Here is a 14,762-nt window from a genome sequence, read left to right on the forward strand (position 1 = left end):
CCTGACAATCCTTTGGTACTAATGAAAGCGTCTTGTCACCTGCAATTTTACATAGAGAGAATAGTCCCAAACGAAATTTATCGACTAAACATTACCAATTCTTCATTTTTAGAAAATTCTGTTATTTATATTAATTTCTTCTAAAAATTGCTTTATTATGGATTCAACAACAAAGGATACAGTCATCTTGCATTCGACAGGAAAGGGGGCCTCGTTTTTACGTTTCGGACAAGCTTATAACTTTTAGGAGGGGAAAGATGGTAAATTATCGGAGGTTTTTGTTGAATCGACGGGCATTTGCACTCGTCACAGCGATCCTACTACTAGTTTCAACATTTTTAGCTCCAACGGTCAACGCACGGACGATGAAGACACAGGAATCGAACCCTGTAGCCACCTCGTTCAAAGAAGAAGCCCTGACCAATAAAGTAAGCAAGTCACTACAAAACCAGTTCAAGGATGGGGAACAGGTCACATTCTTGATCAAGTTCAATGAACAGGTTGACACCAAGAAAGTCTCAAAGAATGCGATCGAAAAAGCGGAGAAGCAGAAGCTGACGCCTTACAAAAAGGAACTTGCGCAACGTTCTGCAGTCGTTTCGGCACTTCGCTCAACTGCAATTGAAACACAAGGGAACGTAAAACAATTTTTGGAGAAACAAAAAGCGAACAAGGCAGTGAAAGACTATCAATCTTTCTTCATTGTCAATGCAATGGCTGTAACAGCGAATAAAGAAGTCATGGAGCAATTGGCCGCATTTCCTGAGGTAGCGAAAGTATTGCCGAATGAAGTGCGTCAGCTTCAACCGATGCCTCAATCGACAAAAGCATCTACTCAACCGAAAGCAGACGTGAAAAATGAAACGAATGCAATCGAGTGGAATGTAGAGAGGGTCGGTGCTCCGGCTGTTTGGGACATGGGGATTGATGGTTCCGGTACAGTCGTAGCTAACATCGATACCGGGGTCCAATGGAATCATCCAGGCCTTGTGGAACAATATCGTGGCTATGATCCAGCAAATCCAGACGCTCCAAGTCATGAGATGAACTGGTTCGATGCAACGGCTGGACAAGAAACGCCTTACGATGATCAAGGTCATGGTACACATACAATGGGTACGATGGTCGGTGCTGAACCGGATGGATCTAACCAAGTCGGTGTTGCACCTGGTGCAAAGTGGATTGCGGTCAAAGCATTCACGGCAGCAGGTGGAACCGATGTCGACCTCCTCGAAGCAGGGGAGTGGATCATCGCTCCAACCGATGCCGATGGGAACTTGCATCCTGAAATGGCGCCTGATGTCGTCAACAACTCATGGGGAGGCGGCCCTGGCTTAGATGAATGGTACCGTCCGATGGTTCAAAACTGGCGTGCCGCGGATATCTTCCCGGAATTTTCAGCAGGGAACACGACGATCTTCAACCCAGGTGGACCTGGATCTGTTGCGACTCCAGCGAACTACCCTGAATCATTTGCGACAGGTGCAACGGATATCAATGACAACCTGGCAAGCTTTTCATTGGAAGGACCATCTCCTTATGATGAGATCAAGCCGGATGTCAGCGCACCAGGAGTCAATATCCGCTCGACGGTACCAGGAAGCGCTTATGAAGGTGGATGGAATGGAACGTCGATGGCAGGACCACACGTATCAGCTGTCGTCGCACTACTTCGTCAAGTCGACTCTTCTTTGACTGTGGATGAAATCGAAGAGATTTTACTTAGCACAGCTGAACCGATGACCAATGGAGAGTATCCTGAGTCTCCGAACAACGGGTTTGGATATGGATTGGTCAATGCATTTGACGCTGTATCTTCTGTCATAAGCGGCCTAGGTGTCGTAAAAGGAAGTGTGACGGAAGAAGGGGAAGATGCTGAAGCTCCTGTATTCGAACATGACGCTCCAGCAGAAACCTATTCAGGTTTGAATCTGCCGTTGTCGGTTACTGCTTCTGATAACGTCAGTGTGACAAATGTCCGTCTGGAATATGAAACGTCCAACAACAATTGGGAATCTGTTGAAGCTGTACGTACAGATGGAGACTACTTATCTGGAACATATGAAGCTGTCATTCCAGGTGAAGCAATCGCCGAACCTTCACTTACTTATCGTTGGGTGATTGAAGACTTTGGTAACAATGATGTAACTTCTGAAGAATACGAAGTATCTGTTTTACCGGGAATCACGACTGGTTATGAAACTGACTTCGAATCTCAGCCGACGGGTTGGATTTCTTGGGGAGACAATAATACTTGGGAATGGGGTGCCCCTACTTCAGGACCGGGTGAAGCAGCATCTGGTGAAAATGTTTATGCGACCAATCTTGCTGGCGACTATGACAACAATGCAAACATGACCGTCATGATGCCGCCGATCGATCTCGGTGAAGGGGAAGCCTATCTTCAATTCAACAACTGGTATAACCTAGAAAACAACTATGACTACGGTCATGTTGTGATTTCGACTGACCAGGAAACCTGGGAACAAGTCGCAGAATTCAACAATACGAGTGGGGAATGGGTTGAAGAGGAAATCGACCTTTCCGAGTATGCGAACCAAAGGATTTATGTTGGTTTCAACGTTGATACTGACTTCAGTGTCGTAAGACCAGGCTGGTATATTGATGACGTGCGCTTAAGTGCCACCTCAATCAATCCGTCATCAAAAGCTTCTCTAAATGGCGGTAAAGCTAAACCTGACAAGAAAGTTAAACCGTCCAATGAAGTGACTCCTAAGAAAGATAAAACAGCAAAGAAGGAAAAAGTGAACCCAGCTGAATTGTTGCCGACGAAACGTATCGATCTTGATAAGAAAAAAGACAAAGGAAAAGGCAAAGATGCTGGCCCATCAGCCTTACCGCTTGAAGCAGAAGTGAGCATCCTTGAATCCGGACGCTCAACAACAACCAGTCCTGTGGATGGAAGCTACTCGATCACGCATGCTGCCGGCGACTATACGGTCATGGCTGAAGCATATGGATACCACCCACAAGAGCAGTCTGTTTCCATCCCAGATGATGGTGAAGCAGTAGCTGACTTCACGCTTGAAGAAATGGCACAGGGGACAGTTTCCGGTACAGTAACGAATGAGCAAACAGGTAATCCGATCGAAGGAGCAACTGTATTGCTTGTGGAAGATGCAGCTGTCACACCTGTTGAGACCGATGCAGACGGAAACTATTCGTTGACTGCTTATGAAGGCGAATATACGTTGAAAGTGATGGCATCTGGTTACTATGGTGAAGAATTCACTATAACGGTTGAAGGTGACGAGGTAACAGATCAAGATGCTCAACTGAAACCGTTCATCGGTTATCCGGGAGAAATCGGATACGATGATGGTACTGCCGAAAATGCACGTGCATTCTATGATGCAGGAAATGGCTGGGGTGTCAGGATGTCCCTTCCGGAAGGAAAAGACCAAGCACTAGTTACTGGTGGTATGTTCCGATTCTGGACGACCGACTGGCCGAATCCAGGTGGAACCGACTTCCAGGTTGAAATCTGGGATGCCACTGAAGAAGGTGCTCCTGGTGAGAAGTTAGCTGGACCGATTGATGCGACTGCCCTCCGTACTGGAGAGTGGACCCATGTCGATCTCGCAGACCAGGGTGTCACAGTTGAAGGTGACTTCTTCATGGTCTATATCCAGACGGATCCGAACCCATATGCACCGGGACTCGGAACCGATGAAAACGGACCGAATGCTGAACGAAGCTGGCAATTTGTCGGTGGCGCATGGTCCCAATCGCCTGCAGCTGAAGGGAACTACATGATTCGTGCAACCGTCGATTATGAAGTGACGGCACCGGTCATCACGTCTCCTGCAGACGGCACGCATACGAATGACGAAAATGTGACGGTTGAAGGTCAATCTGCACCTGGAGTTGATATCCACCTTGAAAACAATGGTGAGGAAGTCGCGGTCGTTCCTACGAATGAAGATGGATCTTTCTCTGCAGATATCACACTGGTTGACGGCGAGAATGTCCTTGTCGCAACAGCTTCCAACGAACGCGGGATGACAGATCCTTCCGAGCCGGTGACGGTCACGTTGGATCAGACGAAACCGGAATTGACGATTGAAAGTCCGGAAGACGATTCGAAGACCAATCGCATGGCAGTAAATGTCACGGGTAACGTCGAAGACGCACACCTCGATTGGGTGAAAGTGAACGGACAAAAAGCAACGGTCAATGAGGATGGCACATATTCTCACCGTATGCTTCTTGATGAAGGTGAAAATGTCATCAAGGTCGTTGCGAAAGACCTTGCAGGCAACCGCAAGAGCCAAACGGTGACAGTGGATGCGAAGTTCGGCCCGATCGAAGTGACGAACGTTAAACCAGATACGGATAAGAACCTTGAAGCTGGACAATCCGTGATGATCGAATTCGACAGTGAGCCAGGACTCGAAGCGCGTTTCAGAATCCATATGCCATTGACCAACACGGGCATGGGCATGGTTCAAAACGCGAATGAGCTACCAATGATGGAAATGTCTCCAGGCCACTATGTCGGCTACTATACAGCAACATCCAACGTTGTCGCTGATGGTGCGGTCGTTGAAGTCGTCGCACGTGACGACTATGGAAACGAAACAGAGGAAATTGCGGAAGGTAAGCTCTATATCAATGTAGAGGAATAAACAACTCCAATAACGCCGCATATGAACTGCGGAGTCTGAACAAAAGGGAAAAAGGCTGCCGATTCGTTGGCAGCCTCTTTCTTTTTTACATTTAAAGATAGTACTTTCTTCAATTTAAGCGCAACTAAAGCTCAGCCTGCGCCAAAGGCTTGTCTTTTCCAAGTTTTCATTATAGAAAACCATTTAGTTAGAGTTATAGTTATGAGGTTGATGATCAGCATTCCCAAGTTGGTTCAGACGATTGACCAAACCGTATCCGAAGCTTGATTGGCTGTTCGCAGGCCCAAACGATTCACCCTTCATATCGTACGCGGTCGAGCCATGTTCAGTGAAATCGAGCCCCTGGACTTCTTCTTCACGTGATACTCGGATAGAAGAACGTAGCGTGATGAATTTCAAGCTCAAGAAAGTGAGTCCGAATGTCCAGGCGATTACAGCAAGAACTCCGATGCTTTGGACAACCAAGAGTGCTGTTCCGCCTCCATACAATAACCCGCCGTTGGTGGCGAATAATCCGACTGCAATCGTTCCCCAAATACCACAGAACCCATGGACCGCAATTGCGCCGACTGGATCATCGAGTTTTAATTTTTGGTCGATAAAAGGAACTGCCTCAATGAGAATGATGCCTGCAATGAACCCGATCGCGACAGCTCCGAAAAAGGAGACATCCGCTGTCCCTGCCGTAATCCCGACAAGACCTCCCAGTGCTCCGTTCAGAGTCAGAGTTGCGTCCATTTGCTTGAATTTTATATAAGAATAGATTGCGCTCGACACGATACCGGCCGATGCTGATAACAATGTCGTCGTAATGATCATCGGAACGAGGGCTGGGTCCGCCGCCAAACTGCTTCCGGCATTGAACCCGAACCATCCGAACCATAAAATGAAAACTCCTAAAGCCCCGAGTGGAATGTTGTGGCCAGGGATGACATTCACCGTCTTTTGATCATATTTACCGATCCTGCCTCCGAGTAATAAAACAGCGGCTAAAGCACCGGTGGCTCCAGTAAGGTGAACGACAGTCGATCCTGCGAAATCGATGAAACCTAATTCTGAAAGGAAACCGCCGCCCCAGACCCAGTGCCCGACAACAGGGTAAATGAACATCACCATACAAACTGTGAGCATCAGGTAAGAGCTTAACTTCATCCGTTCAGCGACAGCTCCAGAAATGATCGTTGCGCAAGTCGCTGCAAACACCGCCTGGAAGACAAAGAATCCGATGTCGTTCTCAGCATTTTGCAGGAAAAAATATGAGCTGCCGACAAGTCCGCTTAACGAGTCGCCGAACATGATCCCGTAACCGATCGCAAAATAAATCAATGCACCAAGCGCCATAGTCAGGAAGTTTTTCATCAGGATGTTAAGTGCATTTTTCGCCCGTGTAAAGCCGGTTTCTACCATTGCAAAACCAGCATGCATGAAAAAGACGAGTAGTGTTGCGATCGCCACCCACATCATATCCACTGACTGGACGACTGATGAGATTGATGGACCCTCTGCTCCATATGCGATTGTCGGTAAGCTGCTAAGTGCAAAAACCAATGGAAGTATTTTTTTCTTCAAGTTTGTTCAATCCTTTCGAAATTATATGATTGCCTCTGTGCCATTTTCTCCGGTTCGTATCCGATAGACATCTTCAATAGAAGAAACAAAAATTTTCCCGTCGCCTACAGTTCCTGTTGAGCAAGAATCAATGATGACTTTGATGGTTTGTTCTTCAAGCGACTCACGTATGACCATTTCAACCTTCACTTTCGGCTCGAGCTGGAGTTCGAAAGGATTTCCTCTGAACACGCCTTTCTTTTTCCGTTGCTTTCCACAGCCCGCCGCCTCATACACAGTCAAGCCGTCAATTCCGATTTCCAAAAGTTTCGCCCTAAGTTGCTGGAACTGTTCAGGCCTGATGATTGCCTCAACTTTCTTCATTTGCCTCTCCTTTCATGTCAGGAAACCTAACATTATATTTAGATTTATATTTAATAATAATATAAATTTTCAGAAAATCAAGGGTTATTTTGATTTAATGTCAGAAAACCTAACATGAAAAGAGGCTGGGTCATCTTTATCCAGGATGATTCAGGGATTTAGAGATAATTTAAAAGTTGTAGAGATATTTTAATAGTTGTAGAGATAAATAAGGAGTTGTGGAGATAAATTGAAATTTGTGGTGTTTCTACGTTGAGTTGTAGAGATAATTTAATTTCTTATTATTCAGGTAAGAAAAATTTTATAGGATGAAGGAAAGTAAGTGTTTTAATAGAATTTTTATATAAAATTTCATTAAAGGAGTGTTTAAATGTTTAAGAAAAAACTTCAAATTCCTCTGAACTTGCTTCAGTTAATCGCCCTCCGACGTAGAATCCCTCCAGATCATCCAAAATACCCCCAGCTTTTAAAGTCTTACAATAAACTGAGGAAAGGATATAGAGGTGAAAAGAAGATCGAGTATCAACTACGCTATCTAGATGCCAATAGGTATTACATATTCCATGATATCCGACTTCCTATCGGAAATACCCACTTTCAAATTGATTTTCTTCTCCTATCCCCATTTCTGAACATCATCGTTGAAAGCAAAAATATAGGTGGAACATTATATTTTGATCCGGTTTTCAAACAATTGATTCGTAGAAAGCCAGATGGAAGTGAAGATGTTTTTCCAGATCCTACTTTACAGGTGGAACGCCAGCAATCTCAATTGAATAAATGGTTAGTAGAAAATAATCTACCTACAAATCTGGTAGAATACTTGATAGGCGTGAGCGACTCCAATACTATCCTCAAAACTTCCCTTAAAAACCATAACATTTCCAAATGGATCGTACATCAGTGGTCCATTGCTTTTAAAATTGAAGGGTTCGAGAAGAATTATACTCATGCGGAAATATCTGAGAAAGATTTAAAACGAATTATTAGAAAAATTTTAAAGAAGAATGAACCTCAAATAGAAGAAATTCTAGATAATTACAACATTTCGGATAAGGAAATTGTGACAGGTGTGCAATGTACTGAGTGCTTCCGCTTTAAAATGATTAGGTTGAGGAATAAATGGAAGTGTCCTCAATGTAATTTTGAATCGAAAACGGCTCATCAATCAGCAATTTCTGATTATGCCTTATTGATGAATCCCACATTCGCTAATAGACAGATTCGTCCATTTCTTGATGGGATTTCCCCTAAGACTACAAATTACCTCCTCAATAAAATGAACATCAAAAAAGAGGGGAGGAAGTATTTCCTGAACCCTCAACAAATTTATGATTATGCAGATAAAGGTGAACTGACCGACGATTAGTTTTTCTTCATAATCCTGAACCCGAATGGCTCCACTTCAACATTTCCACGTAAAACTTTTGAATCGCCACTCCAAAGATCTTCAAATTCTCCTTCAGCCAATTTCAATGTTTCATTTTTCTCTGAATTATTGATCGCTACAAGGATCTTGGCATCATCCGTACTTCGTTCATAAACAACGACATCCTTTCCGCCAGCACCATCAACAAACCTGAATTCTGCATCTCCCTGTAGGGCGGGATATGACCACCGCAACTCGATCAACTTACGCACGAACGCACGTAACGCCACATCCTGCTGTCGTTCATCCCACACCATACATTTACGACACCCTGGATCTTGTCCGCCGTCGATTCCGATTTCATCACCATAATAGATGCAGGGTGAGCCTGTGAAGGTAAGCTGGAACAAGAATAACAGCTTGACCCGTTGATGGTCATTTCCACATAAAGTAAGAATCCGAGGGGTGTCATGGCTTCCGAGCAAATTGAATGCCACGTCATTCACATTTTTCGGATAGGCGACCATCCACTTCGTAATCTGTTCGATAAACGAATCAGCCTCAATTGTTCCTTTAGCAAAGAACTCGAGCGCTGCATTTGTAAACGGGTAGTTCATCACTGCATCGAATTGATCACCTAGAAGCCAGGGCATTGCGTCGTGCCAAATTTCACCGAGGATGTATACATCTCGCTTCACTTCTCTTACGACTCTTCGGAAATCACGCCAAAACGCATGATCAACCTCGTTTGCTACATCCAGGCGCCAGCCATCAATATCAAACTCTTCGACCCAGTATCGTCCGACATTCAATAAATATTCTCGAACTTCCGGATGTTCCGTGTTCAATTTTGGCATGGAGGAAACAAATGCGAACGTATCATAGGATGGCGCAGGCTCTTCAACAATCGGGAATTCGCGAATGTGGAACCAGTCCCGGTACGGTGAATTCTCCTGGCGTTGCAGTACATCTTGAAAAGGTTTGAAAAAATAGCCGCTATGGTTGAAGACCGCATCGAGCATCACTTTGATTCCGCGCTTATGACATTCATCAATCAGCTTTCTGAAGGTTTCTTTATCCCCGAATTGAGGGTCGATTTCCATATAATCGATCGTGTCGTATTTGTGGTTGGAATGGGCTTTGAAAATCGGTGTAAAATAGAGGCCGCTGATTCCTAGGTCAACTAAGTAATCAAGATGATTGATGACACCCTGGAAGTCTCCGCCGAAAAAATTATCGACAGCTGGTTTCGCGCTTCCCCATGCCAATGTGCCCGGTGGATCGATGGAAGGGTCACCATTCGCAAACCGCTCAGGAAAAATTTGATACCAGACTGTCTGGCTGACCCAATCAGGTGCTTTGAAAACATCGGCTTCATTCAAGAAAGGAAACGCAAAGAAAAAGTCCGTATCCCGTGGATCTTCTTCAACGAATCCTTTCTCACCATAAACGAAGCGCTCAACACCGTCCTCCAATTCAAATCCATAGCGTAATCGTCTGAACTCAGGTTCAACTTCGCAGATCCAGTAGTCGAAAAGGTCATCGGAACCTTCCAGTTCCATCGGGCTACTAGTGTTTTTCCAGCCTTTTTCATCCCATACATAAGGATCTCCATGGATTAATTGGACACTCTTCAGATCATTTTTTGCCGCTCGCAGCCGAACATGGATCTTCTTATTCGTATAAGCGTAAACAAAGTTATTTTTAGGACGATGATAGATTGCTGTTTTTTCCATACATTTGCACCTCGTTTTGAGAGTTTGATAGTAATTCCATAATAAATGAAGAAAAAAAGTTATGCAAACGGTTGCAGAAACTTCTCGGCATATGTATAATGCAGATATATCAGTGCAAACGTTTTCACACAAATTTGATTTATTTGGGGGAGGTCTTTTAATGTTAAAGAAGTTTTTGAACGTATCATTGACAGCTGGTTTAGCCGTTTCAATGCTTGCAGCCTGTGGTCCACAAGATTCAGGTGAGGAGACAGGCGGAGAGAAGGACAAGGGCAGTGAGAAACCTGAAAAGCTAGTTGTTTGGGAAGACAAAGAAAAAGGGGTCGCACTCGAGCCAGCGATCAAAAGTTTTGAAGAAAAATATGGCATCAAAGTAGAATTCAAAGAGTTGGGCATGGCAGATGAAATCCGTGAACAGCTACCGTTGGATGCTCCGGCTGGTACAGGTCCAGACGTGTTGACGTTGCCTCATGATCAGATCGGTGCAATGGCGACACAAGGGTTGTTGGCGCCACTCGAAGTCGAGCAGGATGTTATTGATACATTTACTGAATCATCCATCCAGGCTCAATCTTTTGAAGGTGAATTATATGGTTTGCCTAAAGCGACAGAAACACCAGTATTCATTTATAACAAAGAGCACATGGATGCAGCACCAGAATCCTTTGATGAGCTTTATGAGTTCTCAAAAGATTTCACTGAAGGTAAAAACTATGGCTTCTTAGCTTTATGGGACAACTTCTATTTCGCAAACTCAATCATGGCTGCGAACGGCGGTTATGTTTTCAAACAAACGGATGATGGACTCGATGCAGATGACCTTGGTTTGAATAACGAAGGAGCTGTAAAAGGAGCTGAATACATCCAAAAATGGTATGACGAAGGCTTATTCCCTAAAGGAATCGTAGGGGAGAGCGGAGGTTCAGCTATGGACGGCCTGTTCAACGAAGGGAAAGTTGCTTCGGTCATGAACGGTCCATGGGCATTCCAGGGGATGCAAGATGCTGGAATCGAAATTGGCGTATCGCCACTTCCGAAACTTCCGAACGGTGAGTATCCACAAACATTCATCGGAGTTAAAGGATGGCACGTATCAGCTTATTCAGAAAACAAGGAATGGGCTACGAAACTAGTTGAGTGGATCACGAATGAAGAAAACGCAAAAATCCGTTATGAAAAGACACAAGAGATCCCACCTGTTAAATCATTGATCGAGGATCCTGTCATCGCAGACAATGAAGGTGCTTCAGCAGTTGCAGTTCAATCTCAACGCGGCGTTCCAATGCCGAACATTCCTGAGATGGGGCAAGTTTGGGAGCCGATGGCAAATGCGCTTCAATTGATTGTCACAGGAAAGCAAGATCCGGAGCCTGCACTTGAAGATGCCACTAAGAACATCAAACAACAAATTGAAGCTTCAGGCGCTAAATAATCGAACAATAAACGAAAACTAAGGGACTGTCCAAAAGTGTCTGAGTCACTCCGCACTAAACAACATTTTGAGAATATTGTGGTTTCGAGCCAAAATGTTGTGTTGGAGGTGTCGGGCACTTTTCTTTTAGGGCAGTCCTTTCTATTACTCTTTCAGGCGGAATTGTACTTAAGCCTGAAATGAGAAGAAAGGACAGGGGGCAAATATGATAGACACGAGCAAAACCAGTACCACCCATCGGAAAAAAGCATTATTGTTGTCCCTGATCCCAGGGATAGGGCAACTATACAATCGCCAATATCTTAAAGCACTTGCATTCATCGTTTTGACGTTTTCATTTATCATCGCTTTCAAAGACTTGCTGAACATGGGGCTATGGGGAATTGTCACACTTGGGGAAGAGCTGCCGCGTGATCATTCCATTTTCCTGCTTGTAGAAGGGATCATTGCTGTCCTTGTCCTGGTGATCGGACTTTGTGTTTACGCACTTAATCTCTATGACGCCCATACGAATGGGAAGAAACGCGATTTAGGAATTGCGCTTAATTCGATTCGGGAGCAGTACCGTAACGTCATCGATACCGGATTCCCGTATCTTATGTTGTCTCCGGGCTTTTTCTTACTTATATTCGTGGTGATTTTTCCAATCCTTTTCGTCATACTGCTTGCTTTTACAAACTACGATTTGTATCATTCACCGCCAGCTAGGTTAGTAGATTGGGTTGGATTCCAGAACTTCATCGATATTTTCAAGTTGGATATCTGGCGTAGAACATTCATCAGTGTATTTTCCTGGACAGTCATCTGGACATTCGTTGCCACTACCATACAAATCGCAATCGGAATTTTCCTGGCTGTTTTACTGAACCAAAAAGACTTGAAGTTCAAAAAGCTATTCAGAACGATCTTGATTTTACCATGGGCAATTCCAGCTTTCGTATCGATCCTTGTTTTTGCTGGAATGTTCAATGTCACTTTCGGGGCCATTAATAATGACATCCTTGCCTTATTCGGCATCGATCCGATTCCGTGGCAGACGGATCCATTCTGGGCAAAAATCGCTTTGATCATGATCCAGTCCTGGCTTGGATTCCCCTTCATTTTTGCGATGGTGACAGGTGTTCTCCAATCGATTCCGGAAGAATTGTATGAAGCTGCCACTGTTGATGGTGCTTCGATGCTGCAAAAATTCCGTACGATAACATTGCCATTGATCCTTTATGCAATTGCACCAATTTTGATAACGCAGTATACGTTCAACTTCAATAACTTTAATGTCATCTTCCTTTTCAACGGGGGAGGTCCTCCGATGGCCGGACAGACGGCTGGTTCGACCGACATTCTGATCTCATGGATTTACAGCCTGACATTAGAGTCAAAACAATATGCGAAGGCGGCTGCTATCACGATGATCTTATCATTGATCGTCATTTCAGTAGCATTATGGCAGTTTAGAAGAACGAAATCTTTTAAAGAGGAGGATATGATGTAAAATGAGCATGAAAAAACAAAAGCTTATTCGTCTCACAATGTCATATATAGCAATATTCATTGCTATTGCCATTGTCATCTATCCCGTCCTATGGATTGTCGGTTCTTCTTTCAATCCAGGAAACAGTCTGTCAGGGTCGACGATCATCCCGAAAAATGCATCATTGAAGCATTACCAGGAGTTGTTCGATCTAAGTTCAAGCAATTATCTGTACTGGTATTGGAACACGTTGAAAATCTGTATCATCACGATGGTTCTTTCTGTAACGATGATCGCTTTGATGGGTTATTCTTTTTCAAGATATCGATTCATTGGTCGGAAGAATGGTTTGATGACGTTCTTGATCCTGCAGATGATCCCGAACTTCGCCGCATTGATCGCGATTTATGTACTCGCAGTACAAACGAAGCTGATCGATACACACCTGGCTTTGATTCTGCTTTATACTGGCGGATTGCTGCCGATGAATACATGGCTTGCTAAGGGGTACTTCGATACGATTCCGAAGGAGCTTGATGAATCAGCACGCATAGATGGTGCCGGACATTTCCGGATCTTCTGGCAGATCATCCTGCCGCTTGCCAAACCAATTCTTGCCGTTATTGCATTGTTCAGTTTCATCACACCTTTCGCTGACTTCATCCTTGCAAAGGTGATCCTGCGTAGCGAAGAAAAATATACACTTGCAGTCGGGCTGTACAATCTGGTTGCAAAGAAATTCGGTGGGGAATTCACAGAATTTGCAGCCGGAGCGGTGTTGATTGCGATACCGATTTCATTATTGTTCTTGTCCCTACAGCGTTACCTCATTTCAGGTTTGACTGCAGGAGGAACGAAAGGGTAAAAAAATTTACCAAAATTAGATTAAAGAACACGAAACTTAGCTTATAATGGTACTATAGAACCAGAAAGAAACGGATAGGGGGAAGCAGACTTGGCTGTAACAATTAAAGATGTAGCAAAACTTGCGAATGTTGCTCCCTCGACAGTATCCCGTGTCGTAGCGAACAACCCGAGGATCAGCGAAGAGACGAAGAGAAAAGTCCGCGAAGCAATGGATTATTTAGGTTATCACCCGAACTTCACTGCTCGTAGTCTTGCAAACCGAAGTTCACGAGCGCTCGGTCTTGTAATGCCGAGTTCCGCAGAGAAGGCGTTCCAAAACCCATTCTTCCCAGAGGTGTTGCGCGGGATCAGTACGAAGGCACATGAAAAAGAATACACCTTGCTCATGTCAACCGGCACGACAGAAGAGGAAATCTATCGTGCCGTCGTCGGTATGGTCCAGGGAAGAAGAGTAGATGGAATCGTCCTTTTATACTCTCGTGTGGATGATCGTATCATGAACTATTTGTACGAGCAGGAATTTCCGTTCACTGTTATTGGGAAACCTTATAAAAACGATGATCTCATCAATCATGTCGATAACGATAACTTTCGGGCAGCCAAAGAAATGACCGAACACCATATCGAAAAAGGGCATGAACGGATTGGATTTGTCGGGGGGAGTCTCAACCTGGTCGTAACGACTGACCGGTTGTTAGGATATGAAAAAGCGTTACAGAACGCTAAGATCCCTTATCGGGAAGACTACGTCATCCATGCTGATTTTGCGCTAGAAGATGGTCAGAAGGCAGTTTCCGAATTGATGTCACTTGAGGTACCACCTACTGCCTTAGTGGTGACGGATGATCTTATGGCACTTGGCGTTTTGAGGATGCTTGACGATATGGGAATGAACGTTCCAGAGGACGTCTCTGTCTCCAGCTTCAACAACGCAATGATTGCGGAGCTTTCTACACCCGCTTTGACATCAGTTGACATCAATATCTATGAATTAGGTTATCAAGCGGTGGACGCACTTCTCCAATCGCTTGTAAAACCGGATACACCCGCTAAAAAGGTGAAAATCAAACATGAAATCATCATCAGGCAGTCAAGCTGCGGTGTTAGAAGTAAATAAATTCTTACAATTATTGTTGAAAGAGTTCACTAAAGTGAGCTCTTTTTGTTTTGATGAGGTAGCAGAAAATTCAAGGATGTTTGTGCGCATTTCAAGTGTAGCTTGAGTAAATTCGAATTTCACTTCTTAGAACCTGTCTCCTTTTTCATGGAGGACTTTCTCAGGTCTTTATGGAATGTTTAGTGTAGA

The 14,762-nt window shown here is 44.3% G+C and carries 9 protein-coding genes; 6 read left to right on the forward strand and 3 right to left on the reverse strand.

Going from position 1 to position 14,762, the window contains the following annotated elements; translation table 11 throughout:
• The first annotated feature begins 257 nt into the window (after window positions 1-257).
• Entirely contained in the window at window positions 258-4,649 is a 4,392-nt protein-coding gene (locus N8M93_RS13000) for a S8 family serine peptidase (RefSeq protein WP_261132479.1), read from the forward strand.
• 183 nt (window positions 4,650-4,832) lie between these two features.
• Here the strand turns inward: N8M93_RS13000 and N8M93_RS13005 are convergent, their stop codons facing one another.
• Together N8M93_RS13005 and N8M93_RS13010 are read right to left on the reverse strand one after the other, a co-directional pair.
• Window positions 4,833-6,218, reverse strand: a complete 1,386-nt coding sequence (locus tag N8M93_RS13005) for an ammonium transporter (RefSeq protein ID WP_396125566.1) — start codon at window positions 6,216-6,218, stop codon at window positions 4,833-4,835.
• Window positions 6,219-6,239: 21 nt separating this feature from the next.
• On the reverse strand, window positions 6,240-6,581 hold the full coding sequence (locus N8M93_RS13010; RefSeq protein WP_261132480.1) for a P-II family nitrogen regulator: 342 nt from the start codon (window positions 6,579-6,581) through the stop codon (window positions 6,240-6,242).
• 370 nt (window positions 6,582-6,951) lie between these two features.
• On the opposite strand from N8M93_RS13010, the gene N8M93_RS13015 reads away from it, so the two are divergent.
• Complete coding sequence (locus N8M93_RS13015; protein WP_261132481.1) at window positions 6,952-7,950, forward strand: nuclease-related domain-containing protein; 999 nt, start codon at window positions 6,952-6,954, stop codon at window positions 7,948-7,950.
• On the opposite strand, the gene N8M93_RS13020 is transcribed toward N8M93_RS13015, so the two are convergent.
• The gene (locus N8M93_RS13020; protein ID WP_261132483.1) at window positions 7,947-9,686 is read right to left on the reverse strand and encodes a glycoside hydrolase family 13 protein; all 1,740 of its coding nucleotides are present in this window, start codon (window positions 9,684-9,686) and stop codon (window positions 7,947-7,949) included. The genes N8M93_RS13015 and N8M93_RS13020 overlap by 4 nt on opposite strands.
• A gap of 160 nt (window positions 9,687-9,846) precedes the next feature.
• Here N8M93_RS13020 and N8M93_RS13025 point away from each other — a divergent pair, with 160 nt between their 5' ends.
• From N8M93_RS13025 to N8M93_RS13040, 4 genes are all read left to right on the forward strand, one after another.
• Entirely contained in the window at window positions 9,847-11,118 is a 1,272-nt protein-coding gene (locus tag N8M93_RS13025) for an extracellular solute-binding protein (protein ID WP_261132484.1), read from the forward strand.
• A 205-nt stretch (window positions 11,119-11,323) separates the two neighbouring features.
• Window positions 11,324-12,610: a sugar ABC transporter permease gene (locus N8M93_RS13030; RefSeq protein WP_261132486.1), complete on the forward strand. Its 1,287-nt coding sequence runs from the start codon at window positions 11,324-11,326 to the stop codon at window positions 12,608-12,610.
• Window position 12,611: 1 nt separating this feature from the next.
• Window positions 12,612-13,454, forward strand: coding sequence for a sugar ABC transporter permease (locus N8M93_RS13035; protein ID WP_261132488.1), 843 nt, complete (start codon window positions 12,612-12,614; stop codon window positions 13,452-13,454).
• 90 nt (window positions 13,455-13,544) lie between these two features.
• Window positions 13,545-14,573, forward strand: coding sequence for a LacI family DNA-binding transcriptional regulator (locus N8M93_RS13040; RefSeq protein ID WP_261132489.1), 1,029 nt, complete (start codon window positions 13,545-13,547; stop codon window positions 14,571-14,573).
• Window positions 14,574-14,762 lie beyond the last annotated feature (189 nt).

Origin of the sequence: Bacillus sp. Marseille-Q3570 (assembly GCF_946151055.1) — a bacterium.
Classification (GTDB): Bacteria; Bacillota; Bacilli; order Bacillales; family Fictibacillaceae; genus Pseudalkalibacillus.